The organism is Pseudomonas sp. RIT-PI-o (assembly GCF_001297215.1).
Classification (GTDB): domain Bacteria; phylum Pseudomonadota; class Gammaproteobacteria; order Pseudomonadales; family Pseudomonadaceae; genus Aquipseudomonas; species Aquipseudomonas moraviensis_A.
Window position 1 is genome coordinate 134,084 of sequence record NZ_LHPA01000005.1, and the last position, 25,797, is coordinate 159,880.

General features: G+C 57.9%; 24 protein-coding genes. 16 read left to right on the forward strand and 8 right to left on the reverse strand.

The annotated features are described in order from the left end of the window. Window positions 1-28: 28 nt before the first annotated feature. The 16 genes from serC to AEQ63_RS01265 all read left to right on the forward strand — a co-directional run bounded on the left by serC (window position 29) and on the right by AEQ63_RS01265 (window position 18,243). Window positions 29-1,114, forward strand: a complete 1,086-nt coding sequence (gene serC, locus AEQ63_RS01190) for a 3-phosphoserine/phosphohydroxythreonine transaminase (protein ID WP_064361501.1) — start codon at window positions 29-31, stop codon at window positions 1,112-1,114. Further along, window positions 1,114-2,208, forward strand: a complete 1,095-nt coding sequence (pheA, locus tag AEQ63_RS01195) for a prephenate dehydratase (RefSeq protein ID WP_016770924.1) — start codon at window positions 1,114-1,116, stop codon at window positions 2,206-2,208. Before serC ends, pheA begins: the two co-directional genes overlap by 1 nt. A 13-nt stretch (window positions 2,209-2,221) precedes the next feature. Continuing rightward, on the forward strand, window positions 2,222-3,334 hold the full coding sequence (gene hisC / locus AEQ63_RS01200) for a histidinol-phosphate transaminase (RefSeq protein ID WP_064361502.1): 1,113 nt from the start codon (window positions 2,222-2,224) through the stop codon (window positions 3,332-3,334). Window positions 3,335-3,362: 28 nt separating this feature from the next. Next, window positions 3,363-5,570, forward strand: coding sequence for a bifunctional prephenate dehydrogenase/3-phosphoshikimate 1-carboxyvinyltransferase (locus AEQ63_RS01205; RefSeq protein WP_064361503.1), 2,208 nt, complete (start codon window positions 3,363-3,365; stop codon window positions 5,568-5,570). Continuing rightward, window positions 5,567-6,256 (forward strand): (d)CMP kinase, encoded by a 690-nt coding sequence (gene cmk / locus AEQ63_RS01210; RefSeq protein WP_024013869.1) that lies wholly within the window; start codon window positions 5,567-5,569, stop codon window positions 6,254-6,256. The genes AEQ63_RS01205 and cmk overlap by 4 nt, the downstream gene beginning before the upstream one ends. 119 nt (window positions 6,257-6,375) lie before the next feature. Then, a complete protein-coding gene (gene rpsA / locus AEQ63_RS01215; protein WP_016770920.1) occupies window positions 6,376-8,061 on the forward strand; it encodes a 30S ribosomal protein S1 in 1,686 nt (561 codons plus the stop codon). A 193-nt stretch (window positions 8,062-8,254) separates the two neighbouring features. Next, entirely contained in the window at window positions 8,255-8,533 is a 279-nt protein-coding gene (locus AEQ63_RS01220) for a hypothetical protein (RefSeq protein WP_064361504.1), read from the forward strand. Window positions 8,534-8,686: 153 nt separating this feature from the next. After that, the gene (ihfB, locus tag AEQ63_RS01225; RefSeq protein WP_007950920.1) at window positions 8,687-8,983 is read left to right on the forward strand and encodes an integration host factor subunit beta; all 297 of its coding nucleotides are present in this window, start codon (window positions 8,687-8,689) and stop codon (window positions 8,981-8,983) included. A gap of 30 nt (window positions 8,984-9,013) precedes the next feature. Beyond that, complete coding sequence (locus tag AEQ63_RS01230) at window positions 9,014-9,253, forward strand: LapA family protein (RefSeq protein WP_042607937.1); 240 nt, start codon at window positions 9,014-9,016, stop codon at window positions 9,251-9,253. A 222-nt stretch (window positions 9,254-9,475) separates the two neighbouring features. Further along, window positions 9,476-10,552, forward strand: a complete 1,077-nt coding sequence (gene rfbB, locus AEQ63_RS01235) for a dTDP-glucose 4,6-dehydratase (protein ID WP_042607936.1) — start codon at window positions 9,476-9,478, stop codon at window positions 10,550-10,552. Beyond that, entirely contained in the window at window positions 10,549-11,442 is an 894-nt protein-coding gene (gene rfbD, locus AEQ63_RS01240) for a dTDP-4-dehydrorhamnose reductase (protein WP_064361505.1), read from the forward strand. Before rfbB ends, rfbD begins: the two co-directional genes overlap by 4 nt. Next, a complete protein-coding gene (rfbA, locus tag AEQ63_RS01245) occupies window positions 11,439-12,329 on the forward strand; it encodes a glucose-1-phosphate thymidylyltransferase RfbA (RefSeq protein WP_064361506.1) in 891 nt (296 codons plus the stop codon). The genes rfbD and rfbA overlap by 4 nt, the downstream gene beginning before the upstream one ends. A gap of 252 nt (window positions 12,330-12,581) precedes the next feature. Continuing rightward, window positions 12,582-14,024, forward strand: coding sequence for a mannose-1-phosphate guanylyltransferase/mannose-6-phosphate isomerase (locus AEQ63_RS01250; protein ID WP_064361507.1), 1,443 nt, complete (start codon window positions 12,582-12,584; stop codon window positions 14,022-14,024). A 148-nt stretch (window positions 14,025-14,172) separates the two neighbouring features. Beyond that, entirely contained in the window at window positions 14,173-15,537 is a 1,365-nt protein-coding gene (locus AEQ63_RS01255) for a phosphomannomutase/phosphoglucomutase (RefSeq protein WP_064361508.1), read from the forward strand. Window positions 15,538-15,637: 100 nt separating this feature from the next. Beyond that, entirely contained in the window at window positions 15,638-16,861 is a 1,224-nt protein-coding gene (locus AEQ63_RS01260; protein WP_152972314.1) for a hypothetical protein, read from the forward strand. Continuing rightward, a complete protein-coding gene (locus tag AEQ63_RS01265) occupies window positions 16,858-18,243 on the forward strand; it encodes a glycosyltransferase family 4 protein (RefSeq protein ID WP_052512465.1) in 1,386 nt (461 codons plus the stop codon). The genes AEQ63_RS01260 and AEQ63_RS01265 overlap by 4 nt, the downstream gene beginning before the upstream one ends. Window positions 18,244-18,291: 48 nt before the next feature. Here AEQ63_RS01265 and AEQ63_RS01270 read toward each other — a convergent pair whose 3' ends face one another. Genes AEQ63_RS01270 through AEQ63_RS01305 form a run of 8 tightly spaced genes read right to left on the reverse strand, consistent with a single transcriptional unit; the run spans window position 18,292 to window position 25,523 of the window. Next, window positions 18,292-19,593, reverse strand: coding sequence for a glycosyltransferase (locus AEQ63_RS01270; protein ID WP_064361510.1), 1,302 nt, complete (start codon window positions 19,591-19,593; stop codon window positions 18,292-18,294). Then, on the reverse strand, window positions 19,590-20,627 hold the full coding sequence (locus AEQ63_RS01275) for a glycosyltransferase family 4 protein (RefSeq protein WP_042607929.1): 1,038 nt from the start codon (window positions 20,625-20,627) through the stop codon (window positions 19,590-19,592). The genes AEQ63_RS01270 and AEQ63_RS01275 overlap by 4 nt, the downstream gene beginning before the upstream one ends. Further along, window positions 20,624-21,658 (reverse strand): glycosyltransferase family 4 protein, encoded by a 1,035-nt coding sequence (locus AEQ63_RS01280; RefSeq protein ID WP_042607928.1) that lies wholly within the window; start codon window positions 21,656-21,658, stop codon window positions 20,624-20,626. Before AEQ63_RS01280 ends, AEQ63_RS01275 begins: the two co-directional genes overlap by 4 nt. Further along, on the reverse strand, window positions 21,658-22,761 hold the full coding sequence (locus tag AEQ63_RS01285; RefSeq protein WP_042607927.1) for a DegT/DnrJ/EryC1/StrS family aminotransferase: 1,104 nt from the start codon (window positions 22,759-22,761) through the stop codon (window positions 21,658-21,660). Before AEQ63_RS01285 ends, AEQ63_RS01280 begins: the two co-directional genes overlap by 1 nt. A gap of 10 nt (window positions 22,762-22,771) precedes the next feature. Then, window positions 22,772-23,401, reverse strand: a complete 630-nt coding sequence (locus tag AEQ63_RS01290) for an acetyltransferase (protein WP_042607926.1) — start codon at window positions 23,399-23,401, stop codon at window positions 22,772-22,774. Beyond that, window positions 23,398-23,937 (reverse strand): hypothetical protein, encoded by a 540-nt coding sequence (locus tag AEQ63_RS01295; RefSeq protein WP_064361511.1) that lies wholly within the window; start codon window positions 23,935-23,937, stop codon window positions 23,398-23,400. The genes AEQ63_RS01290 and AEQ63_RS01295 overlap by 4 nt, the downstream gene beginning before the upstream one ends. A gap of 5 nt (window positions 23,938-23,942) precedes the next feature. Beyond that, window positions 23,943-24,686, reverse strand: a complete 744-nt coding sequence (locus tag AEQ63_RS01300; protein ID WP_064361512.1) for an ABC transporter ATP-binding protein — start codon at window positions 24,684-24,686, stop codon at window positions 23,943-23,945. A 12-nt stretch (window positions 24,687-24,698) separates the two neighbouring features. Further along, the gene (locus AEQ63_RS01305; protein WP_227972800.1) at window positions 24,699-25,523 is read right to left on the reverse strand and encodes an ABC transporter permease; all 825 of its coding nucleotides are present in this window, start codon (window positions 25,521-25,523) and stop codon (window positions 24,699-24,701) included. Window positions 25,524-25,797: the final 274 nt, after the last annotated feature.

Sequence of the window (25,797 nt, forward strand, 5' to 3'; positions counted from 1 at the left end):
ATACCACCAAATCAGAGCGAGATTGGATGTGAGCAAGCGAGCCTATAACTTCTGCGCCGGTCCTGCGGCGCTGCCTGAAGCTGTCCTGCAGCGCGCCCAGGGTGAACTCCTTGATTGGCACGGCAAGGGTCTGTCGGTCATGGAAATGAGCCATCGCAGCGATGAGTTCGTGTCCATTGCCACCCAGGCCGAGCAGGATCTGCGTGACCTGCTGAATATCCCGTCGAACTACAAAGTGCTGTTCCTGCAGGGCGGCGCCAGCCAGCAGTTCGCACAGATCCCGCTGAACCTGCTGCCCGAAGGTGGTTCGGCCGACTACATCGACACCGGTATCTGGTCGCAGAAAGCCATCGAAGAAGCCTCGCGCTACGGTCACGTCAACGTTGCCGCCACCGCCAAGCCTTACGACTATTTCGCCATTCCCGGCCAGAACGAGTGGAATCTGTCGAAAGACGCCGCGTACGTTCACTACGCGCCGAACGAAACCATCGGTGGTCTGGAATTCCAGTGGATCCCGCAAACCGGTGACGTGCCGCTGGTGGCCGACATGTCCTCGGACATTCTCTCGCGTCCGGTCGACATCTCGCGTTTCGGCATGATCTACGCCGGCGCACAGAAGAACATCGGCCCGAGCGGCATCCTCGTCAACATCATCCGCGAAGACCTGCTCGGCAAGGCCCGCTCGCTGTGCCCGACCATGCTCGACTACAAGGTCGCGGCCGACAACGGCTCGATGTACAACACCCCGCCGACCCTGGCCTGGTACCTGTCCGGTCTGGTGTTCCAGTGGCTGAAAGAGCAGGGCGGCGTCGAAGCGATCGCCAGGCTCAATGACGTCAAGCAGCGCACCCTGTACGACTTCATCGATGCCAGCGGCCTCTACAGCAACCCGATCAACAAGTCGGATCGCTCGTGGATGAACGTGCCGTTCCGTCTGGCTGACGATCGTCTGGACAAGCCGTTCCTCGCCGGTGCCGACGAGCGCGGTCTGCTCAACCTCAAGGGCCACCGCTCGGTGGGCGGCATGCGCGCCTCCATCTACAACGCTGTCGACATCACTGCGGTCAACGCGCTGGTGGCCTACATGGCGGAATTCGAGAAGGAACACGGCTGATGTCCGAGCAAGAACTCAAGGCACTGCGCGTTCGCATCGACGCTCTGGACACCAAAGTCCTCGAGCTGATCAGTGAGCGTGCGCGTTGCGCCCAGGAAGTCGCCCGCGTGAAGATGGCCTCGCTGGCCGAAGGCGAAGTGCCGGTGTTCTATCGTCCCGAGCGCGAAGCTCAGGTGCTCAAGCGCGTGATGGAGCGCAATCAGGGGCCGCTGGGCAACGAAGAGATGGCGCGGCTGTTCCGCGAAATCATGTCCTCGTGCCTGGCGCTGGAGCAGCCGCTGAAAGTGGCGTATCTGGGTCCTGAGGGCACTTTCACCCAAGCGGCGGCGATGAAGCACTTCGGTCACGCAGTGATCAGCAAGCCAATGGCGGCGATCGACGAAGTGTTCCGTGAAGTCGCCGCCGGTGCGGTGAATTTCGGCGTGGTGCCGGTGGAAAACTCCACTGAAGGCGCGGTCAACCACACGCTGGACAGCTTCCTCGAGCACGACATGGTGATCTGCGGCGAAGTCGAGCTGCGCATCCACCATCATCTGCTGGTCGGCGAAAACACCAAGACCGACAGCATCAGCCGCATCTATTCCCATGCGCAGTCGCTGGCCCAGTGCCGCAAGTGGCTGGACGCGCATTACCCGAATGTCGAGCGCGTCGCGGTGTCGAGCAACGCCGAAGCGGCCAAGCGGGTCAAGGGTGAGTGGAATTCCGCGGCGATCGCCGGCGACATGGCAGCGGGGCTGTACGGCCTGACGCGCCTGGCCGAGAAGATCGAAGACCGTCCGGACAACTCCACGCGCTTTTTGATGATCGGTAATCAGGAAGTGCCGCCGACTGGCGACGACAAGACCTCGATCATTGTGTCGATGAGCAACAAGCCCGGCGCGCTCCATGAGCTGCTGGTGCCGTTCCATGACAATGGCATCGACCTGACCCGCATCGAAACCCGTCCGTCGCGCAGCGGCAAATGGACCTACGTGTTCTTCATCGACTTCGTCGGCCACCACCGTGATCCGTTGATCAAAGGTGTGCTGGAAAAGATCAGTCAGGAAGCAGTAGCACTCAAAGTGCTGGGTTCCTACCCGAAAGCAGTTCTCTAAGGGGCGGTAGCAAATGAGTGGCAACTTCCTCGCTCTGGCACAGCCGGGCGTGCAACAACTTTCGCCGTACGTTCCGGGCAAGCCTGTGGACGAACTGGCGCGTGAGCTGGATCTGGATCCGGCAAAAATCGTCAAACTGGCGAGCAATGAAAACCCGCTGGGCGCCAGCCCGAAAGCCTTGGCGGCGATTCGCGAAGAGCTGGCGGAGCTGACTCGTTACCCGGACGGCAATGGTTTCGCCCTGAAATCGCTGCTCGCCGAGCAGTGCCGCGTCGAGCTGAATCAGGTCACCCTGGGCAATGGCTCTAACGATATTCTTGAGCTGGTTGCCCGTGCCTATCTGGCACCGGGCCTGAATGCGGTGTTCAGCGAGCACGCTTTCGCCGTATATCCGATTGCCACCCAGGCGGTCGGCGCACAAGCCAAAGTCGTGCCGGCCAAGGATTGGGGGCATGATCTGCCGGCGATGCTTGCGGCCATCGATGCCAACACCCGCGTGGTGTTCATTGCCAACCCGAACAACCCGACCGGCACCTGGTTCGGCGCAGAAGCGCTGGACGAGTTCCTGCAGGACGTTCCCGAGCACGTGCTGGTGGTGCTCGACGAGGCTTACATCGAATACGCCGAAGGCAGCGACTTGCCGGACGGCCTCGACTTTCTCGCGGCTTATCCAAACCTGCTGGTGTCGCGCACGTTCTCCAAAGCCTATGGCCTGGCAGCGCTGCGCGTCGGTTACGGCTTGTCGACGCCTGTGGTGGCAGATGTGCTGAACCGCGTTCGCCAGCCGTTCAACGTCAACAGCCTCGCCCTCGCCGCAGCTTGTGCAGCATTGAAGGACGGTGAGTATCTGGCGCAGAGCCGTCAGCTCAACGAAGCGGGCATGCAGCAGTTGCAGGCTGGTTTCCGTGAGCTGGATCTGGGCTGGATCGAGTCCAAAGGCAACTTCATTTGCGTCGATCTCGGCCAGGTCGCGGCGCCGGTTTTCCAGGGCTTGCTGCGCGAAGGCGTGATCGTGCGTCCGGTGGCCAATTACGGCATGCCGAACCACCTGCGGGTGACCATTGGTCTGCCGGCAGAAAACAGCCGTTTCCTCGAGGCGCTGCGCAAGGTTCTGGCTCGTGGTTGATGTCACTGCGCTGCAACCTGCTGCACCTATGATCGATCGCCTTGTGGTGGTCGGTCTGGGATTGATCGGTGGTTCGTTTGCCAAAGGCTTGCGTGAAAGCGGCCTGTGCCGTGAAGTGGTCGGCGTCGATCTGGATCCGCAATCGCGCAAGCTCGCGGTCGAGTTGGGTGTGGTCGATCGCTGTGAAGACGACTTGGCGGCAGCTTGCGTCGGCGCTGATGTGATTCAGCTGGCGGTGCCGATTCTGGCGATGGAAAAACTGCTCGCACGTCTGGCTGTAATGGATCTGGGGCAGGCGATCCTCACGGATGTCGGCAGCGCCAAGGGCAATGTGGTGCGCGCGGCGACCGAAGCGTTCGGCGGCATGCCGGCGCGGTTCGTGCCGGGCCACCCGATTGCCGGTTCCGAGCAGAGCGGGGTGGAAGCCTCGAATGCCGAGCTGTTCCGTCGGCACAAGGTGATCCTGACGCCGCTTGAGCAGACCGATCCTGCCGCGCTGGCGCTGGTCGATCGCCTGTGGCGCGAGCTGGGCGCCGATGTCGAGCACATGCAGGTCGAGCGTCACGACGAAGTGCTTGCCGCGACCAGTCATCTGCCGCACCTGCTGGCCTTCGGTCTGGTCGATTCGTTGGCCAAGCGCAATGAAAATCTGGAGATCTTCCGTTACGCTGCCGGTGGTTTTCGCGATTTCACAAGAATCGCCGGAAGCGACCCGGTGATGTGGCACGACATCTTCCTCGCCAACCGCGAGGCTGTCCTGCGCACACTCGATACATTTCGCAGCGACCTCGACGCCTTGCGCGACGCGGTCGATGCAGGGGATGGGCACCAATTGTTGGGCGTTTTCACGCGCGCCCGGGTTGCCCGCGAGCATTTCAGTAAAATCCTGGCCCGCAGGGCCTATGTGGACGCTATGAATTCCAACGATCTGATCTTCCTGGCTCAACCTGGTGGCCGCCTGTCCGGTCGGATTCGCGTACCGGGTGACAAATCGATTTCCCACCGTTCGATCATGCTCGGCTCGCTGGCCGAAGGCGTCACCGAAGTCGAAGGCTTCCTCGAGGGCGAAGACGCCCTGGCGACCTTGCAGGCGTTTCGCGACATGGGCGTGGTCATCGAAGGCCCGCACCACGGCCGCGTGACCATTCACGGTGTCGGCCTGCACGGCCTGAAACCGGCACCGGGCCCGATCTATCTGGGCAACTCCGGCACCTCGATGCGTCTGCTCTCCGGCCTGCTGGCGGCGCAGAACTTCGACAGCACCCTGACCGGCGACGCGTCGCTGTCCAAGCGTCCGATGAATCGTGTGGCCAATCCTCTGCGGGAAATGGGCGCCGTGATCGAAACCGCCGCTGAAGGTCGTCCGCCGATGACCATTCGCGGTGGCCACAAGCTCAAAGGCCTGACCTACACCATGCCGATGGCCAGCGCTCAGGTGAAATCCTGCCTGCTGCTCGCCGGCCTGTACGCCGAAGGCAAGACCACCGTCACCGAGCCAGCACCGACCCGTGACCACACCGAGCGCATGCTGCGTGGCTTCGGCTACCCGGTCAGCGTCGACGGTGCCACGGCTTCGGTCGAGTCCGGCGGCAAGCTCACTGCAACTCACATCGAAGTGCCGGGCGATATCTCGTCATCGGCGTTCTTCCTCGTCGCGGCCTCGATCGCCGAGGGTTCCGAACTGGTGCTGGAGCACGTTGGTATCAACCCGACCCGTACTGGCGTGATCGACATCCTGCGTTTGATGGGCGCTGATATCACTCTGGAAAACCAGCGCGAAGTCGGCGGTGAGCCAGTGGCTGACTTGCGCGTGCGGGCAGCTAGACTCAAAGGTATCGAGATTCCGGAAGAACTGGTGCCGCTGGCGATCGACGAATTCCCGGTACTGTTCGTCGCTGCTGCATGCGCCGAAGGGCGGACCGTGCTGACCGGCGCCGAAGAGCTGCGGGTCAAGGAATCCGACCGGATCCAGGTCATGGCGGACGGTTTGCTGGCGCTAGGCGTCAAGTGCGAACCGACCCCGGATGGCATCATCATCGACGGCGGCCCGATCGGCGGCGGTGAAGTGCACGGTCACGGTGATCATCGTATTGCCATGGCTTTCAGCGTTGCCTCGTTGCGCGCTACCGCACCGATCCGCATCCACGATTGCGCTAACGTCGCGACCTCGTTCCCCAACTTCCTCGCGCTGTGCGGGCAAGTCGGCATTCGTGTGGCACAAGAGGCTCAGTCGTGAAAAACATTGCACCGGTCATCACCATCGATGGGCCAAGCGGCTCCGGCAAAGGCACGGTCGCCGGGATTCTGGCCAAGCGTCTGGGCTGGAACCTGCTGGATTCCGGTGCGCTTTATCGTTTGCTCGCGTTTGCTGCGCACAATCATGGCGTCGACCTGACCAACGAAGAGCTGCTGAAGACATTGGCCGCTCATCTGGATGTGCAGTTCATCGCCGCGACCGAAGGTCAGTTGCAGCGGATCATTCTGGAGGGCGATGAGGTCAGTGATGTGATTCGCACTGAAAGCGTCGGTTCCGGTGCCTCGCAAGTGGCTGCGCTGCCCGCCGTGCGTGAGGCGCTGCTGCAGCGCCAGCGCGCATTCCAGGAAGCGCCAGGCCTGGTGGCTGACGGTCGCGACATGGGTACGGTGGTTTTTCCGGATGCACCGCTGAAGATTTTCCTGACCGCCAGTGCCGAGGAGCGGGCGCGCCGTCGATATTTGCAGTTGAAGGGCAAAGTCGAGGGTGTTAGTCTGTCGAGTCTGCTAGATGAGATCCGTGCACGCGATGAGCGTGACACCCAGCGCGCAGTAGCCCCGCTCAAGCCGGCGGCCGACGCGATTCAGCTGGATTCCACGGAGCTTTCCATCGATCAGGTGCTTGAACGCATCATGAGCGAGATCGCCATTCGCGATATCGCCGGGTGACCAAGAGGGCCGCAGGGGACCAGTCATAGTCCTGCGGTGCTTCTTTTAAATGAAACTAACCCACACCGTCTGGGGTGTGGAGATGGGCGTTTACTTCGCCCTCATCTACAGGAATTAAAATGAGCGAAAGCTTTGCGGAACTCTTTGAAGAAAGCCTGAAAACCCTGAACCTTCAGGCAGGCTCCATCATCACCGGTGTTATCGTTGATATCGATTACCAGGCTCGCTGGGTAACCGTTCACGCTGGTCTGAAGTCTGAAGCACTCATCCCGCTTGAGCAGTTCTACAACGATGCTGGCGAACTGAACATCAACGTTGGTGATGAAGTTCACGTTGCTCTGGATTCGGTTGAAGACGGCTTTGGCGAAACCAAGCTGTCCCGTGAAAAAGCCAAGCGCGCTGAATGCTGGATCGTTCTGGAAGCAGCCTTCGCAGCCGAGGAAGTGGTCAAGGGCGTTATCAACGGTAAGGTTAAAGGCGGCTTCACTGTCGACGTTAACGGCATCCGTGCGTTCCTGCCAGGTTCCCTGGTTGACGTCCGTCCTGTGCGCGACACCACGCACCTGGAAGGCAAAGAGCTGGAATTCAAGGTCATCAAGCTGGACCAGAAGCGCAACAACGTTGTCGTTTCCCGTCGCAGCGTCCTCGAAGCCGAGAACTCCGCCGAGCGTGAAGCTCTGCTGGAATCCCTGCAGGAAGGCCAGCAAGTCAAAGGTATCGTCAAAAACCTCACCGATTACGGCGCATTCGTCGATCTGGGTGGCGTGGACGGCCTGCTGCACATCACCGACATGGCCTGGAAGCGCATCAAGCACCCTTCCGAGATCGTCAACGTTGGTGACGAAATCGACGTCAAGGTTCTGAAATACGATCGCGAACGCAACCGTGTTTCCCTGGGCCTGAAGCAACTGGGCGAAGATCCATGGGTTGCAATCAAAGCCCGTTACCCAGAAGGCACTCGCGTAACCGCTCGTGTAACCAACCTGACCGACTACGGCTGCTTCGCTGAGCTGGAAGAAGGCGTTGAAGGCCTGGTACACGTTTCGGAAATGGACTGGACCAACAAGAACATCCACCCTTCGAAAGTCGTACAAGTCGGCGACGAAGTGGAAGTCATGGTTCTGGACATCGACGAAGAGCGTCGTCGTATCTCCCTGGGCATCAAGCAGTGCAAGTCGAACCCATGGGAAGACTTCTCTGGCCAGTTCAACAAGGGCGACAAGATCTCCGGCACCATCAAGTCGATCACCGATTTCGGTATCTTCATTGGTCTGGACGGCGGCATCGACGGTCTGGTTCACCTGTCCGACATCTCCTGGAACGAAGTGGGCGAAGAAGCCGTACGTCGTTTCAAGAAGGGCGACGAGCTGGACACTGTCATCCTGTCGGTTGACCCGGAGCGCGAGCGCATCTCCCTGGGCATCAAGCAACTGGAAAGCGATCCGTTCTCCGAGTACGTCTCGGTTAACGACAAGGGCGCTATCGTGACTGGTACCGTGAAAGAAGTTGACGCCAAAGGCGCCATCATCGTTCTGGCCGACGACATCGAAGCTACCCTGAAAGCCTCCGAAATCAGCCGTGACCGCGTTGAAGACGCGCGCAACGTTCTGAAAGAAGGCCAGGAAGTTGAAGCCAAGATCATCAGCGTTGATCGCAAGAGCCGCGTAATCCAGCTCTCGATCAAGTCGAAAGACGATGCTGAAGAGAAAGAAGCCATCCAGAGCCTGAAAGCAGCTCCGGAAGGTGAAGCAGCTGACACCACTATGGCGGCACTGCTGCGTCAAGCAATGGCCAAACAGAACTAAGTTCTGCTTGATCATGAAAAAGGGCGACTTCGGTCGCCCTTTTTTGTGTCTGCGATTTGCTCTTTGTACGCCCGTGCATGAAACCATTGCGTCCGCCTGTGGGTCTGTTTCTTTAATCGGATCAATCGCCTATTCGCGACTAAGCTTGGTCTTGAGCGTGTAGTCGTCGGGCTTGCCTGGCATAAGGAAGTGGATGAACAAGTTACTTGTTGTTGCAATGGTAATGGCGCTGGCAGGTTGTGCCACCAGTGCGAAGACCCATGCAGTACGTGGTGTCAGCGGTATCGAAGTCGACTGTTCGGGGCTCGGTTCCAGCTGGGAGAAGTGCCAGAAGCGTGCGGCTAAAGAGTGCAAGGGCAAAGGCTACAAGGTCATCACCCGCTCTGATGATGCGAAAGATGAAGACGACTATCCGTTCGGCTTCAATCCCGCAGGCTTTGTCACCCGGACCATGCTGGTGATGTGTCGCTAGGTGCGCAGCGTTCCGGCTCGCGGGTTCGATGCCCTGAAAATGGGCGTTTTAACGCGGGGGAAGATATGTCAATCCCTGGGCTGTTCAAATTCTTCGGGGCATGCTAAAACCTTTCAAGCGCTGATCTAGCTGCTTGAAAAAGAAGGGAAAAATATGACGAAGTCGGAGTTGATCGAACGAATTGTCACCCATCAAGGGCTACTCTCATCCAAGGATGTTGAGCTGGCTATCAAGACCATGCTTGAACAAATGTCTCAGTGCCTTGCCACCGGTGATCGCATCGAGATCCGTGGATTCGGCAGCTTCTCCCTGCACTACCGCGCGCCCCGCGTCGGCCGTAACCCAAAGACCGGCCAGTCTGTCAGTCTGGACGGCAAATTCGTTCCGCATTTCAAGCCAGGCAAGGAGTTGCGTGACCGCGTGAACGAGGAAGAGGAGGAGGGCGCTTGATCTTCGCTATTCAAATTCGAGGGCGTGTGAATGCGTAATCTGAAACGCATACTGCTTGGCGTATTTCTTCTGTTGATGGTTCTGGTTGTTCTGGCATTTGTACTGGAGAACCAGCAATCGGTTGCGCTTTTGTTTCTGGGTTTTTCCGGCCCGCAGTTGCCAGTCTCGGTGGTTGCAGTGTTGGCGCTGCTGATTGGCATGCTGATCGGCCCGGTATTGGGCTGGTTTCTGGGGCGTTCGTCCAGAGCCGCACGCAAGCGAATGGTCTGAAAACGGCAGGCGCAAGGCATCTGTCGAAATTGCGCCTCGGCCTGCCTTTATCCATTAGTAAAACCATCATTAAGCTGTAAAATGCGTCCCTTGTTCGATCGTGCCTTCTGCATGTCGATTCAGACTGACTCTGACGGATGCCGACTGATAGTGGCTTCTGCATTCATGGATTAGACCGCGCTCGCTGGCAGCGCTGTCCGCAGCTCAAGGGTATCGCTTCGCGTGAAAATTCTAGTTACCGGCGGTGCCGGCTTCATTGGCTCGGCAGTCATCCGTCACATCATCTCCAACACTTCCGATGCAGTCGTTAACGTCGATAAACTCACGTACGCCGGCAATCTGGAGTCCTTGGCGGAAGTCAGTCAGAATTCGCGTTATGCGTTCGAGCGAGTCGATATCTGTGATCGTGAGCAGATCGACCGCGTTCTGCGTGAGCATCAACCGGATGCAATCATGCACCTGGCCGCAGAATCCCACGTCGATCGCTCGATATCGGGCCCGTCCGACTTCATCCAGACCAATATCATCGGTACCTACACGCTGCTCGAGGCCGCGCGCCACTACTGGGCCGCGCTGGACGATGCGCGTAAAGCGCGCTTCCGCTTCCACCACATTTCGACTGACGAAGTTTACGGAGACCTCGAAGGTCCGGAAGACCTCTTCACCGAAACCACGCCTTATCAACCAAGCTCACCCTACTCGGCGAGCAAGGCCAGCTCCGATCATCTGGTTCGTGCCTGGGCACGCACTTATGGCTTGCCTACGCTGGTGACCAACTGCTCGAACAACTATGGCCCATGTCACTTCCCTGAGAAGCTGATCCCGCTGATCATTCTCAACGCACTTGAAGGCAAGCCGCTGCCGGTGTACGGCAAAGGCGATCAGGTTCGCGATTGGTTGTATGTCGAAGATCATGCTCGTGCGTTGTACAAAGTCGTCACCGAAGGCGTCATCGGTGAGACCTACAACATCGGTGGACACAACGAAAAACAGAACATCGACGTGGTGCATACCCTGTGTTCGTTGCTCGATGAGTTGCGGCCTGATTCGGCCCATCGTCCCCATGCCAGCCTGATTACCTATGTGCAGGATCGCCCGGGGCATGATCAGCGTTATGCAATCGATGCCAGCAAGATCCAGCGGGAATTGGGTTGGGCGCCTGAAGAGACCTTCGAGACCGGAATCCGCAAGACGGTTGAGTGGTATTTGAACAACGCTGATTGGGTTGAGCACGTGAAGAGCGGCAGCTATCAGCAGTGGATCGATCAGAACTACACGGATCGCTCGAACAACGCATGAAAATTCTGTTGCTGGGCAAGAGCGGTCAGGTGGGCTGGGAGCTGCAACGCTCTCTGGCTCCGCTTGGAGAGTTGATTGCACTTGATCGCCATCAGGCCGATGGATTGAATGGCGATCTGTCGAATCCCGAGGCTCTTCGCGCGACGATTCGGCAGGTGCAGCCCGACGTTATCGTTAACGCTGCTGCTTACACTGCCGTTGATAAAGCCGAATCGGAAACCGAGTTGGCTGACCGTGTAAACGGCATTGCAGCGGGTGTTATGGCTGAAGAAGCCGCCGCCTCCGGTGCCTGGCTGGTTCATTACTCAACCGATTACGTTTTCAATGGCCAGGGCACTGCCGCGTGGCGGGAAACCGATGCCGTTGCGCCGGTGAACCACTATGGCTCCAGCAAACTCGCTGGCGAGCGGGCAATCACTGCATCGGGCTGCAAGCACCTGATCTTCCGTACCAGCTGGGTTTATGGTGCTCGCGGTAACAACTTCGCGAAGACGATGCTGCGCTTGGCCAGCGATCGTGAAACGTTGAGCGTGGTCGCGGATCAGATTGGTGCGCCTACCGGTGCAGATCTGATTGCCGACGTAACGGCTCAGGCGCTTCGCCAGGCCCTGCAACAGCCCGAGCTGGCGGGGTTGTACCACTTGGCAGCCGCTGGTGAAGTGTCCTGGCATGGCTACGCAAGCGAGGTGATCGCTTTCGCTAAAGCCAATGGTGAATTACTCACCGTGAAGGCTATCGAGCCGGTCGAAACCACTTCGTATCCGACGCCCGCACACCGACCGCTGAACTCGCGACTGAATACTCAAAAGCTGCGCGCTACTTTTTCTCTACACTTGCCGGATTGGCAAAGTGGTGTAACCCGAATGCTCAGGGAAATTCTGAATAAATGATCAAGACCAATCGTAAAGGCATCATTCTGGCAGGTGGCTCCGGGACACGTTTGCATCCGGTCACGCTGGGGGTGTCCAAGCAGCTGTTGCCTATCTACGACAAGCCGATGATTTTCTATCCGTTGTCGGTGCTCATGCTCGCGGGCATACGAGAAATCCTGATCATTTCGACGCCTGAAGACTTGCCCAATTTCCGCAAGCTCCTGGGTGACGGCAGTCTGTATGGCATCGAGTTGAGTTATGCCGAGCAGCCGAGCCCGGACGGCCTTGCGCAGGCGTTCATCATCGGCGAGTCGTTTATCGGTAGCGACCCTTGCTGCCTGATTCTCGGCGACAATATCTTTTACGGTCAGTACTTCACTGAAAACCTGCGCTCTGCCAACGCTCAGGCCTCAGGCGCGACAGTGTTCGGCTATCACGTGTCCGACCCGGAGCGTTTCGGAGTGGTGGAATTCGATGCCAATGGCTGCGCGCTGAGCATCGAAGAAAAGCCACTGAAGCCGAAATCCAACTACGCCGTGACCGGGTTGTACTTCTACGATAACCAGGTCGTCGAAATCGCCAAGAACATCAAACCCTCGGAGCGGGGCGAGCTGGAAATCACCGACATCAATCGCGCGTATCTGGAACAGAAAACCCTGAACGTCGAAATGTTGGGGCGCGGCTTTGCCTGGCTGGATACCGGTACGCATGACTCGCTGCTGGAAGCCGGGCATTTCGTCCACACTATCGAACACCGTCAGGGGCTCAAAGTCGCTTGCCTTGAAGAAATCGCCTACCACAACGGCTGGATCAGCGCAGAGCAAGTCGAAGCTCAGGCGCTGCGCCTGAAGAAAACCGGCTACGGGCAATATTTGCAGAAGCTGCTCGATCAGCCAGCACGTTGACGGGCGCGGTTTATCGAGCGCTGTTTGTTGCATTCTGTCGAGGTATCAATTGCGATTGGCGCTGTAGAATGGCAGGCAATTACGCAACGTATTCCGCGCTCGCGAGGGCGCATGTGTCATCAGTCCCGTTGTCTTGAGATCGAGAGGCGGGGCAAGGATTCTGCACTGGGTTTGGTGCAGTTCGATTGCAAACATAATTGAGACTGCTTTCCTGACAATCATTGGCGGGAGAGAGGGTTAAGGACTTTGAGCATGGAACTGATTCCCGTAATTTTGTCTGGCGGAGTGGGCAGCCGGTTGTGGCCTGTGTCCCGAGAAGCCCATCCCAAGCCCTTCATGGAGTTGCCGGATGGTCAGAATCTGATCCAGAAGACGTTCCTGCGCGCCTCACGGCTGGACGGTGTGGTGGAAGTCCTCACCGTGACCAATCGTGAGTTGCTGTTCAAGACTGAAGATGAATACGGCGTCGTCAACACGGCCAGGCACGCGCAAGGCTTCATCCTCGAACCCTTTGGGCGAAATACTGCAGCGGCAGTGGCGGCGGCGGCTCTGCAACTGGAGACCACCCATGGTCCCGATGCACACATGCTGGTGCTCGCCGCCGATCATTTGATCCAGGACGAAAAAGCCTTTGCCGCGGCCGTGTCCAATGCCGTGGCGCTGGCCAGTGAAGGCTGGCTGGTTACGTTTGGCATTCAGCCGACCTATCCGGAAACCGGTTTCGGTTACATCGAGGCGCAGAAAGAGGCGCCGCTCAAATGCGGGCTGAAGGTCGCCCGGTTTGTCGAGAAGCCTGATCTGGAGACTGCACAGAACTACGTCAGTGCCGGCAACTATTTCTGGAACTCGGGCATGTTCTGTTTCCGTGTAGGCACCGTCCTGGAAGAGCTTCGGCTGCACGCCCCCGACGTTGTCGAGGCGGTTGCAAAGACCATCGAGGTGTCTCGCCTGACTTCCTCCAACAAATATCGTTGCCTGGCGCTGGACAGCGAAAGCTTTGCGCAGGTGCCGGATATTTCCATCGACTATGCATTGATGGAGCGTTCCCAGAAAGTCGCAACCATTCCGTGTGACATCGGCTGGAGTGACATCGGCTCATGGAACGCGGTGAGCGAACTGACTGCGCCGGATGAAAACGGCAACCGCTTTGAAGGCGAAGTGCTGTCCCATGGCTCGCGCAATAATTATGTGAACAGCGAAGGGCGTCTGACTGCGCTGGTCGGTGTGGAAGACCTGTTGGTCATCGACACGCCTGATGCGGTGATGATTGCTCATAAGGATCACGCTCAAGACGTGAAACACATCGTCAATCAGCTCAAGGCGTGCAGCCACACCGTGCATTTGCTGCACCGTACGGTCCACCGTCCATGGGGTACCTACACGACCCTGGAAAATGGCGAACGCTTCAAGATCAAGCGGATTGTCGTAAAGCCCAAGGCGTCGCTGTCGCTGCAGATGCATCATCACCGCAGTGAACACTGGATCGTCGTCAGCGGGATGGCGGTCGTGGTCAACGACCAGCAGGAACTGATGCTCAACACCAACGAGTCGACGTTCATCCGTGCCGGTCACCAGCATCGCCTCATGAACCCGGGCGTCATTGACCTGGTGCTGATCGAGGTGCAGAGCGGCGATTATCTGGGTGAAGACGATATCGTCCGCTTCGAAGACAACTACGGCCGCGTCGACAAATAACAGCGGGTTGCAGCCTTAAGCCTGATCGGCGATTTTTTACCGGTCGGGCTTATTTGCATGTGGCTTCACGCGACTTCACTCCCTATCGATGATTCACAGCTGCGGCATTTACCGGCGGCTGTCTCGGATTCCCAGGCAAGAGATCGAAATGCATACCCCTATCAAGACCCGCTGCTTCAAGGCTTATGACATCCGTGGTGAAGTACCGGTCGATCTGAACGAGGATGTTGCTTACCGGATCGGCCGGGCCATGGTCGTCGAGTTGCAAGCCAGAAGCATCGTGCTGGGGCGGGACATGCGACTGGAAAGTCCGATGCTGGCCGAGGCGATGTGCCGTGGTCTGAGAGAGGCAGGTGCCGATGTCATCGATATCGGACTTTGCGGAACTGAAGAAGTCTATTTCGCCACCAGTGCCTTCAATGCCGACGGTGGCGTAATGATCACGGCGAGTCACAACCCCAAAGGCTATAACGGGATGAAATTGGTCAAGTCGCAGTCACGGCCCATCAGCGGTGACACCGGGCTGAACGCCATCCGTGATCGGGTAGAGAGTGGTGACCTTGGCGCGTTGGCGGATGCCGTCGGTAACGTGCGTGAGGCGTTCGATAAAAGCCGTTACATCGACCACCTGCTGACTTACATCGACGTGGCGGACCTCAAGCCGCTGAAGATCCTGGCAGACCCTGGCAACGGTGCTGCCGGGCCGGTCCTGCAGGAGTTGATGGGCAAGTTGCCATTCGAATGGACGCTGATCAATGCCGAGCCGGACGGTCACTTCCCCAATGGCGTGCCCAATCCCCTGCTGCCGGAAAATCGCGAGCTGACGCGCCAGGCATTGCTTGAAAATGGCTGCGATGTGGGGCTGGCGTGGGATGGGGATTTTGACCGTTGTTTCTTTTTCGACGAAACCGGCCGGTTTATCGAAGGTTATTACCTGGTCGGTCTGTTGGCGGAAATGTTGCTCAAGCAACACCCGGGCAGCAAGATCATTCATGACCCGCGGCTGACCTGGAACACCATCGAGCAGGTCGAGCAAGCGGGCGGTGTACCGGTGCTGTGCAAGACCGGACATGCCTTTATCAAAGAGCGCATGCGTATCGAGGATGCCATTTATGGCGGCGAAATGAGCGCCCACCACTATTTCCGTGATTTCGCCTATTGTGACAGCGGGATGATCCCGTGGTTGTTGGTCACGGCCCTGATGTCCAGCACTGGCAAGAGCCTGGCGCAACTGGTCGATGAGCGTATTGCCGCTTATCCATGCACCGGCGAGATCAATTATCGCGTTGAAGATGTGCCGGCGATGCTGCACAAAGTCCTGGAGCATTTCCTGCCGCTCAATCCCGCGCTCGACAGGACTGACGGCATCAGCGTGTCGTTTGCCGACTGGCGCTTCAACCTGCGCGGCTCCAACACCGAGCCGCTGTTGCGCCTCAACGTCGAGACCCGTGGCGATCAGGCGTTGATGTGGGCGCGTCTGAAAGAGATCGAGTTGTTGATCAAAGGTGCTTGAAGCTTCGCCCGTCTGGTATTCAGCGGCGCCGGTGCTTTGGTGACCGAAGCACAGCGATGCGGGCGCGGGTTGCGAAATATCATTTCTATAGGTTGCCATTTTGAAAACGGTTTTATTGCTAAGCACGTACCCGATTGCCAGTCCCCGCCACGGCGGACAGGTCCGGGTCGCCAACATCGCCAAGACCTTTCGCGAAAATGGTTGGGATGTGACTCATCTGGCTGTCTATGAGCCGGAAGGTTATCCGCCATCTACCCTGGGTGCCAACGATGTCAGCTTTCCGGCTGGCAGCGACTTCAGGAAATACAAGGGCACGTACGTGCCGTTGATCAACGATTTGCTGTCCGGGGAATTCGCAGCGTCGGAGCAGGGCGGGTTCGCTGAAATTCTCAAGAAACTGCCGCCAGTGATCGACGTCATTCATGTCGAGCAGCCATGGCTATGGCCGCTGGTGCTGAAGATCCGCCAGATGCCGCAATACGCCAATGCCTGCCTCATTTACGGCTCGCAGAACATCGAGGCTCCGCTGAAGCAGGAGATCCTCGACAGCTACGGCATCAAGGGCGCCGAATCGGTGATCGCCGACATCGAGACGCTCGAGCGCAAGGCAACGCTGGAAGCAGATATTGCCGTGGCGGTAACCCAGGCCGATTTCGATATTCTCAAGGTCTGGGGCGCGAAAAGACCGCTGCTGGCGTCCAACGGTATCGCGCCGTGGTCGGCCAGGGCGGAGTTGCTCGCCAGTTGGAAGGAGCGGCTGCCGCAGTCGCCCTGGATTCTCTATGTTGCCAGTGCCCATCCGCCCAACTTCAAGGGTTTCAATGAATGCCTCGGCAGTTCTCTGGCGTGCATTCCTCCGGACAGCAAACTGGTGGTGGTCGGCAGTGTATGTGAGCACCTCGAAACCACACTTCGCGACAGTCGCTGGGGACAACTGAACCTTTCGCGCCTGCAACTGCTGTACATGCTGCCGGACGAAGATCTGGACGCCGTCAAGACACTTGCGCACGCATTTCTGTTACCGATCCCCCACGGTGGCGGCTCGAATATCAAAACCGCGGAAGCCATTTACTCTGGCAAGTACGTCATCGGTACCGAAGCGGCATTTCGTGGTTTTGAACAGCATCTTCTGCTTCCCGAGCTCAGTGTTGCGCGTACGCCACACGAGTTTCATGCGGCAATCCGCGCGCGTCTCACCGGGCCTGCGACGATCAGTGGTGACGGCCCGGACAGAGCATCGCGCGAGCCATTGACGTGGGCTCGGAGTCTGGAATCAATTCCGCGTACAGCGGCAGACGTAATCGTTCAGAAGGCGCAAGCATGACCACTTGGTTTGATGTAACAACCATTCTTGGCTGGCGTCGGCCTGCCGTAGGCATTATTCGTACCGAGGCCGAGGCTGCGGCCCATGCGCTCGAACTGATCGCGGCGGGGGAAGAGGTGAAGTTCTGCTTCTTCAGTCATGCTACCGGATACAGCGCGATCGATGCGGCCGACGTGGCAGCGACCCTGAAGAGAATTTCCGGGGCTCACGCGGCAGCGCCAGGCCGGACAGTTGCGGGCGCTACCCATAAACGTTCGATAGAGGCGCGCCTGAAAGAAAAGGCGACCAAGGTACTGAACCGCCTGCCCCCCAAGTTGAGCGGGCGTATCTATCAGTTTTTCCAGCTGCGCCGTACCTCCATCGTTGAAGCGGTGATCGGCGTCCGCCATTTGATCTCGGCCGCACGGGCTTTTTTCAAACCGGCCCAGCGCAACCATGTATTCAATCCTTCGTCACGCAAAGTGCACAGTGGCGGCCATCCCTTTGCCAAAGGCGACAGCTACATATCGGTGGGGCTGGACTGGGACAATAAAGACCTTGCGCATCTCTATGAGTTGAAGAAGCAGGTCGGTTTGCGCGTCATTCTCTTCTGCTACGACGTGATTCCGGTGAGGCTGCCACACTTGTGCGTGGGTGATGTTGCGGCCAAGTTTGCCAATTACTTTGCTGACGTTGCCTGGTGCGCGGACAAGATCCTGTGCATTTCCGAATGCACGCGCAAGGATCTGATCGCGTTGCTCGATGAATTGGGTGCGCCGATTCCTGAAACGGCGGTAGTCAAGTTGGGCTGCCAGCTATCCCACGAGTTGAGCGACACCGTCAGCCCCGACGTCGAAACATTGTTGAAAGAGCGTTTCGTGCTGTTCGTTTCCACGATCGAGCGCCGCAAGAATCACGAAGTGCTATATCGCGCCTATACGCGCCTGATCGATAGCGGTGTTGAGGATCTGCCTAAACTGGTCTTCGTCGGAATGCCCGGTTGGGGCGTGGGTGACTTGTTATCGGACATCTCGCTTGACCCGAGAACCCGGGATTACATACGGATTCTCAACAACGTTTCGGACTCTGACCTCATGCATCTGTATCGCAACTGCATGATGACCGCGTTCCCTTCCTTGTATGAAGGCTGGGGGTTGCCTGTTGCCGAAAGTCTGGCTGCCGGCAAGTATTGCCTGGCCTCCAATGCGGCTTCGATTCCGGAAGTAGGCGGGCAGCTGCTGGACTACCTGGAGCCGTGGGATGTGTCGGCGTGGGTCGCTGAACTGCACAAATATGCTTTCGATCCGCTGGCGCTGGCGGCCAAGGAAGCGGCGATCAAACGTGATTACAAACCCGTTGCCTGGAAAGAGACGGCGCAGTTTGTTTTCGATAGCCTGAAGTAACGATTACAGCATGCGGTGGATCAGGGGCGATCCACCGCATGCTGGTATTCAGGCAATCGTATTGGTGTTGAACAGATTCAGCGACTTGAGAATCTCGGGCGTACCGAGCAATTCGGGGCTCGCTGACCATTTCTCGATGATGGTCGCAAAATGGTCGACCGCTGAAATGATGACCTTCGCCCGAAGCGCGACAGGCACAGCCTGCGCAAGTTTGTGGGCGTAGTTCTCGGCCGTGAATGTCTCCTGTGCCCACGTTTGCGCCTGCTTGCCGATATCGATCGCCGAGGAGGGGCTGCCGCGCAGTGATAGAAGGATCTTCTTCAGATCTTCTATTTCCCTTTCAGGCGATACCTTCAATACATACTGATCGGGCAGTTCGCTGTAAAAGCCAGTGTTGGTAACGATGGTGGCTTTACCGTAGAGCATCGCTTCAATCGCAGAGGCCGACGCAGCTTCGAGGCTGGGCCAGCGCAGGCAACTGATGACGTCAGCTTCGCGAATGGCCTCTGACAACGCGGCGTCATCGACTTCGTTGGAAATGATCAGCTCGACCCCGGCCTTGGCGGCCATTTCGGTCAATTTCCGTTCGACATCCGGAAGAATCGCCCCCACCAGACGGTAACTCACGTTCTTTCGAAGTGAGGCGTTGCTGGCAATCGCCTTGATGCAACTTTCCACGCGTTTGTTGGGGTTGACGTGGCCGATGGTCAACAAGCGCAACTTGCGATTGTCATTGTGTACCGGTTGCGCATCGACGGCCCCGGGAGCGTCGTAGGCCAGCGGTGTCACGAAAACCGGACCCGCGCACGCGGCCATTACCCGCTTGCATCCCCAGTTGCTATGGGTAATCACGCCGGTGGCCATCGAACTGATCCATTCGGTCAGCGGTGCGGTTTCTCGCGTCGAGTTGATGAAGGTCGTACTGTCGCTGACGTTGAAGTAGTCGGTGGCGATTCTGCGTCCGTACCACTGCGTCAGGATGTGATGGGCTTCATCGCGCCGCTGCTGCGCCCAGCCCCAGAAAAGATGGCCGAGGAAGAAGTCATGCAGGCAGACGATGCCTGGGGCTTTGTGAAGCCAGGCCACGCCACCTTCGTGAAACTCGTAGTTGTCGCCGATCTGGTAGACGAGGCAGTCAGCGTCGGCCACTTCGGTGCTAACCCGTTCTTCATCCGTCCAGGCAATGACGGTGCAACCGAAGTCATGAGCCTCTTTGTCGAAAACATGCGGGCTTTCAGTGCGCACCAGCACAATGTGGTGCTGCTGACTGAGCAGGGCGCGAACCACGAGACGAGTCATCCTTCCGATGGCGGAGGATTTGACGCCGGGGGTAAAAATGACCAGTTTCATTTAAGTAGCGCCTCTATGGTCTCGGGCCAGTTGATGCCCAGGGTGTTCCACAGCGCCTCCGCGCCTTCGCCGTACTCGATGGTTCGGGTTTTGCTTTCGAACGCCGCATTCATCGCTTCGGCCAGACTTTCTGCAGTGGGCTCTGCTCGCCATCCGGACTCCTGCGGATTGACCAGGCCCAGGATGCCACCGCTGTCGGTCGTCGTGATCAGTGCCTTGCGCGCAGTGGCGGCTTCCATCGCGACGTAACCCAGGGAGTCTTCATCGAACGGGATGTAAGCAACGGCGAGTGCACGATTGACATAATTGACGTAGGTGGACCGAGGCAGGAAGCCAAGGTCGAGTTTGACGCGATCATGCAGGCCGAACTCATTGATGATCGAATGCAATTGCAGCGTGTCGGCGTGCGACTCGGGAGGCCCGGCAATGACCAGCTTGACCCGTTTGTCGGCTTTGGCAAGTGCTCGCAGCAGCAAGTGCTGACGCTTCATGCCGTTGACGCGTCCGCCGGCAAATATGTAATCGTCATATTCACCGCCGGTGAATGCTTCAGGATCGTTTACGGGCGGCAACAGCACCTGCGAGTCGAAGCCGTTGTACTTGAACAACCGCTGTCTGGTCACTTCGGAGTTGGTGTAGATGCTGCGGCTCTCCGCGAATGTTTCGTTGTCCGCGTTGATAATGGCGTTGCGAATGTCGGTGCCGCTTTTGTCTGCCGGCAGGTTGGTCTGGCCGACGTCGTAAAGGTCGTAGGCCTGACGATACTGGTGCAGCAGCCACAGTGATTTGCGGTGGTGGCGAACCAGGTACGCCGGGAATTTCAAGGCGATGACGTGATCGGTATTGAAGATTTCCAGCGTGCGGGTCAGCAACATCTGCGAGGGGATGCGCGATGCCGGTTCCCACTGAGCCGGGATGCGCATGACTTCGGCGTCGTGACCGGCCATGAGCAGGTTTCTTTGCAGATTGACCGCCAGTTCTTCTGCGCCGCCCCAGATGAACGGAGCCATGTTGTTCACAATCAGGACTTTCATGCCAACAGACGCTCCAGCACATGTGACCAGGAAATTTTCAAGTCAACCAGGCGCTGCCGGGCATTCTTGCCCATCGCTTCGGTCAGACTTCGATCCCGGTAGAGTTTGTCCATCGCAACGGCCAGAGACTCTGGAGTCGGCTCGGCGATATAACCGTTGTAGCCATCCTGCACCAACTCCAGAACGCCACCCGAGTCGGTAGTGGTGAGGATCGGTTTTTCCGCGTGACTGGCTTCGAGGCTGGGGTAGCCGTAGGAGTCTTCATCAACCGGAAGGTAAGCGGCAGCCAGGCAAACTGACAACTGCGCGACCTTTTCTTCTTCGGTGATCCAGCGATCATCCAGGGTCACTCGGTCCGAAAGGCCGTACTCTTCGATTTTTTCTCGCAGGGCGATGCCGTAGTCAGGACCCGCGCCCGTTCCCAGCAACCGCAGGCGGACCGGCGTCGTCGTATAGTTCAGTGCGTCGATCAGCAGGTGTTGGCGCTTGTGATGTTCGAGGCGGCAGATGTAAGCGATTTCATCGTTGTAGCCAGCGCAAAAAAAACGCTCCGACTCGAAGACCGGAGGGTAAAGCACCTCGCTATCGAAGTCGTTGTAGGTCTTGAGTCGCTTGGATACGACCTTCGAATTGGTGAAGATCGCCTTTGCTTCGCCCAGGGCTCGGGTATCGGCATCCACCAGTGCATCGCGAATTGCGCGATGCTTGGCATCGTCCGGGAAATCGCGGTACGGGCTGTCCCACATATCGTAGAACGCACGAATGTGATGGATGAACCAGAGGATCTTGTGCGGATGGGGAATCAGGTGCGACTGTGGCCGGAAACATATCACCCGGTCAGCGCTCTGCAGATCGACCCAACGCAACGCCATCATCTGTTGAAACAACAGATCCGGCGCATCCAGTTCGGGCAAGTAGACGACTTCGACCTGATGGCCGGCAGCCGTCAGCGTAGAGGCCAGCCAGTCGACGATATTCCTTCCGCCCCCTCTGATGAAGGGCACGAATGTGGAGCAAAGGGCGATTTTCATCAGTCGGCCAGGACCTCACGCAGGCTGGCTGCAATTCTGATGATGTCATCCTGAGTCAGGTCCTGATGCGTCGGCAAATTGATGCCCCGCCCCGACCACAAGTCTGCAACAGGGTAGGTGCTGTCTTCCATGTACGGTGGCAGCACGTGCATCGGGTAGAAGACCGGGCGGGTTTCGATACCCATGGCATCAAGTTTTTGCATGACTTCGTCACGTTTGTGCTCGTCGCCATCGCTCAGAAAGATGTTGTACATCCAGAAAACCTGTTTGGCCCAGGAAGCCTCGGTCGGCAACACGATTTTGCCAGCAAGGTCGGCCAGCGCTTCGTTGTACCAGCCAGCGAGCCGATCACGATCAGCCAGGGCAGTGTCAATGTTTTCCATCTGCGCCAGACCGATGGCTGCCTGAATGTTGGTCATGCGGTAGTTGTAGCCGACCACTGGAAACCAGTAACGACGCTTCGGGTCCATGCCCTGACCACGGAACAGGCGCAGTTTCGCCGCCAGCTCATCATCGTTGGTGGTAATCATGCCGCCTTCACCGGTGGTGACGATCTTGTTGCCAAAAAAACTGAAGGTTGCGCACGTGCCGAGGCTGCCAACCTTGCTGCCCTTGACTTCGGCGCCATGGGCTTCGGCCGCGTCTTCCACCACCCACAGGTTGTGTTTGCGGGCGATTTCGTTGACGACATCCATCTGCGCCGGGTGACCGTACAGGTGCACCGGGATGATGCCTTTGGTCTTCGCGGTGATCTTGCTTTCGATGGTCTGCGGATCGATGTTCATCGTATCGGCGCACACGTCCACCAGTACAGGCGTCGCTCCGCAGTAGCGCACGGCATTGGCGGTGGCAATGTAGGTCACTGTCGGTATGATGACTTCATCGCCCGGTTGCAGGTCGAGCACGACCAATGCCAGGTGCAGTGCAGTAGTGCCGTTGTTGGTGGCGATCGCATGCTTGACGCCGCAGAATGCTGCGAAGCTTTCTTCGAAGGCGCCGATGTATTTGCCGTTCGAGGAAATCCAGTTGGTATCCAGGCAATCCAGCACATACTTACGTTCGTTTCCGGCAAGCTTCGGTTGTGCAACAGAAATACGATTCATGCTTGTTCCTTCAAATTTTGTGTAGAGCTTTGGCTGGCACGCCTACGACTGTGGTTGCCGACCCGATGTTCGAAATGACGACGCTGCCGGCACCTACCATCACCGACTCACCAATATGAACCTCGGGGATGATTTTGCTGCCGACACCGATAAAGCTGAAATTGCCCACATGCACATTGCCCGCCAGCGCGCATTGCGGAGCGACATGGACCGCCTCGCCAATCACGCAATCGTGATCGATAGTGGCGCCGGTATTGACGATGCACAGATCCGAAATCTTCGCCTCGGCATTGATAACGGCCCCAGCCATGACGGCAATTCCCCTCCCCAAGGTAGCTGAAGGCGATACCACTGCTGCCGGACTGATCGCATTGACCAGGCCAAACCCCAGTTGGGTCGCCTTCGCGGCCAGCTTGTTTCGCACTGAATTGGATCCGATCGCGATGAACGCCTTTTCGTAGCCGTCCTTGCGAAGCGCGGCGAGGTGTTCGTCATTTTTAAGTACGGGAACCCCCAGGCAGGTATCCGGACTGTCCGGATTACCTACGCAGTAAGCGACGCTATCGCCTTGGGCGCGCAGCAATTCGATACACACCTTGGCGTGCCCACCGGCACCGACGACGATCACTTCACTTTTCATGCACCTTCACCTCTGGCTTGTCGAGGAGCGGCCGTGGCGTCGTCCTGAAGCGAATCGACAGCGGCTTGACGGTCGGCGCCCGGACATTTCTGTTCGATACGGTCCAGTTGTTGTTGCAGGCTTTCCAGCGAGTGCTGGCCGGAAAAGATTTTTTGCGACAGTCGGGTCTGGATCTTCGCCGAGTTCGCCAGGCGCTGGAATTCGAGAACAATCTGCTGGTGCTGCTGGTACTGAATCTTCTGCAGTTTGGTGAACTCTTCCAGCATCTCCTGGCGGAGAGTGGAGGTGAAGTAGTTGCGCAGGTGGAACAATAGCGGACGGGTGACCGGTCGGGCCGCTCTGACAAGGCGATGCGCAATACGCACAAGCGCCTGCTTCGTATAGTGGCGTACGATCAGTTTCATGCCTGGCTTGGTCGCGACGACCTCCGCCGGGACATCACCGCCCGTTTCAATGATGTTCTTGGCGTGCAGGCGGCTGGAGGCCAGCGTGAAAGCCACCTGTATATCCACGCCGTTGCGCTTAATGCTGTTCATCTGCCTCAAGCTCCGAAATAAGCCGCGGTGACCGTCGCCGGGTCGCCATCCATTTTTATTTTCCCGTGCTCCAGCCACAGCACCCGATTGCAGGTGTGCATGACGAGTTCGCGCGAGTGGCTGGCAATCACCAGGATATTGGTCGATTTCACCAGCTCGTTCATGCGGATTTCGGCTTTGTGCTTGAAGCCTTCATCGCCCACCGAAAGCCATTCGTCCATCAACAGGATTTCCGGTTTTATCGTCGTCGAAACTGCAAACGCCAGACGCAAGTGCATCCCTGACGAATACGTACGGATCGGCATGTCGACGAAATCCCCAAGCTCCGAGAACTCGATGATCTCGTCGAGCTTTTCAGCGATCTCCGACTTGGTCATGCCAAGAACGCCGCCGCGCAGGAAAATGTTTTCCCGGCCGGTCGCCTCCGGATCCGTACCCAGTGATATGTCGATCAACGAGCCGATTTCTCCCTTGATCACGGCGGTGCCGGAGGAAGGTTCGTACACGCTGCTGAGCAAGCGCAGCAGCGTGCTCTTGCCGGCGCCGTTGTGTCCAAGGAGACCGACCCGATCCCCGTCGCGAAGTGTGAACGTCAGGTCTTCGAGAGCTCTGACAATCACTCGACCCTGTTGATCCGCACCTAACTGACCGCCGGTAGCCACTTGCATCAGACGCTTTTTCAGCGAGCGCCCGTTCGCGTTATAGATCGGAAAATCTACACAGACATTTTTGAATTCGATCAAGGACATTAGTCGTTCTTCTCAGAGCCAGTATGCGATGCGGCGCTTGTAACGGCCATAAACCACGAGCGCGAAAGCCCAGCCGACGACGGCCATGCCCAGGGAAACCCACCAGTTGGTGGCGGTTGGCAACTGCCCGATCAGCGGTGATCGAACCACCGACATGACATGGTAGGCCGGGTTGAGATCGAGCAGGTACAGACCTGCCCGTTGCGGCAGCAAGCTTGGCATCCACATGATTGGCGTGAGGTAAAACACGACTTGCAACAAACTTCCGACAATCTGGGGCAGATCACGGTAGCGCGCGCACAGAATGCCCAGCAGAAGGGCGATCCAGGTCAAGTTGAGCAGTGCCAGGAAAAAACCCGGAATGCTGATCAGGGCCAGCCACGTCAGCGGCTTGCCGACGGCCAGCAGTACCAATGGAAAGATCACGATGTTGTGACCCAGAATCAGGATGTTGCGCCAGATCATGCGCATGATGTGGGCAAACAGGGGGATCGGTAGTTGCTTGATGATGCCTTCGGCGGCAATGAAGCCGGTGCAGCCTTCGGTGATCACCGTGGACATGAAGCTCCAGAGAATCATGCCGATAGCGAGAAAGGGCAGGAATTCCTGAATCGGAGAATTGAAAATCTGACCGAAAACCACGCCGATCGTGGCGATCATGACGCCCATGCTGATGGTCAGCCAGAACGGTCCGAGTGCCGACCTTCTATAGCGCTGTCGAACGTCCTGCCAGCCTAGCATCCCTACTAAAGCGTACCGTCTCGTCGCGGCGATGATGTCCGACACGGCGATACTTACTGAACCATTGCGCATTAATAGCACCAGATTGTTGATCAAAAAAACACGCCATTTTAGGCTTGGGTGCGGGGAGTGTCACTCTTTCTGAGTTATTTCTTTATTGCCTGTCGCACGCGCTGGGAGATTTCGATCGGTAGCAGCAACTTCTTGATTTATATATCCGTGTAGGCGTGGCAGGGATCGGGCAGAATGCAATCCTCGACATGCGGAGGAATGTCATGGGCTGCTGGCATAATGATCCTGTTACGCCTTGCGAACAGCTTTGGTATCGTCGTTCCGAGCCGCATTCTGTATGATCTGCAAGATTTCATGG